At 58.8% G+C, this 1,385-nt stretch carries 1 protein-coding gene; it reads left to right on the top strand.

Annotated features, from left to right (window positions below; all coding sequences use genetic code 11):
* Positions 1–76 precede the first annotated feature (76 nt).
* Positions 77–1,348, top strand: coding sequence for an IS256 family transposase (locus ON20_RS25920; RefSeq protein ID WP_040839674.1), 1,272 nt, complete (start codon positions 77–79; stop codon positions 1,346–1,348).
* Positions 1,349–1,385: the final 37 nt, after the last annotated feature.

Raw genomic sequence — 1,385 nt, 5'->3', positions numbered from 1 at the left:
GGGACTGTCTGAGATCTTGTGGGTGGGGCGGTGATCGGAGAGGCTGAGGCGGCTTGCTTCAGCGGAAGGGATCATCGTGTCGGAGGAATCGGTGCCGGCGGCCGAGCAGCGGTCGGCAACGGAGGGTTGGGATGTCCGGATCGCCCAGGAGTTGGTGGATAAGGCCCGGAAAGAAGGATTGTCGCTGGCCGGGCCGGGCGGTTTGCTGTCGCAGATCACGAAAACTGTTCTGGAGACCGCGCTGAACGCCGAAATGGACGAACATCTCGGATATTCCAAGGGCGACCAGCCGGTTCGCGGGGATGGAAATCATCGGAACGGGCGCTCACAGAAGACGGTGCATACCGATATCGGATCCGTGCGGATCGATGTGCCGCGGGATCGGAATTCGGAATTCGAGCCGAGGATGGTTCCGAAGCATGCTCGGCGTGTGGAGGGTTTCGATGAGTCGATCATCTCCCTGTATGCGAAGGGATTGACGACCGGAGAAATTCAGAAGCATCTGTCGGAGATCTATGAGGTGGAGGTTTCACGGGAGTTGATTTCGAAGATCACCGATCGGGTGGTCGATGAAATGAATGAATGGCAGTCACGGCCGCTGGAGCGCGTGTATCCGGTCGTGCTGGTGGATGCAATTTTCGTGAAGATCCGGGACGGGCGGGTGGTGAACAGGCCGGTCTACGTGGCGGTCGGTGTCACCCTGACCGGCGAGCGAGACGTGCTGGGGTTGTGGGTCGGCACGGGCGGAGAAGGCGCGAAACATTGGGCCGGCATCCTCGGTGAACTGCGTAATCGCGGGGTTGCCGATGTCATGATCGTCTGCTGCGACGGACTCAAAGGTCTCCCCGAGGCGATCAACGACACCTGGCCGCTGGCCGATGTCCAGCAGTGCGTGGTCCACCTCGTACGGGCGAGTCTCAAATACAGCTCACGAAAGTACTGGAGCCAGATCACTACGGAACTACGCGCCATCTACACCGCACCCACGGTCGAGGCCGCCGAAATTCTTTTCGACGAGTTCGCCGCCGAGTGGGAACCCAAATATCCCGCCATGATCGCGGTCTGGCGCAACAGTTGGGAGCAATTCACGCCCTTCCTCAAGTTTCCGGCACCCATCCGGAAACTTGTCTATACAACGAACGCGATAGAAAGCCTGAATTCGAGGTTCGGGCAAGCGACCCGACGGCGTGGACATTTCCCCAACGAACAGGCCGCGCTGAAGGTGCTCTATCTGGTTGTCAGGAACCCGATCAAGAACCGGCCCAACATCACTGGAAAGGTCAGTGGATGGAAGGATATACTCAACACGCTCGCCCTGTTCTACGGTGAGCGGATAACCGGAAACTAGCAGGACAATTCACCGTTCTGCCCACAAAATTTCCGAC

Source organism: Nocardia brevicatena NBRC 12119 (assembly GCF_000308495.1).
Lineage (GTDB): Bacteria > Actinomycetota > Actinomycetes > Mycobacteriales > Mycobacteriaceae > Nocardia > Nocardia brevicatena.
The sequence above is the reverse complement of the archived record's forward strand: the minus strand, read 5'-3'. Positions and strand labels throughout refer to the sequence as shown.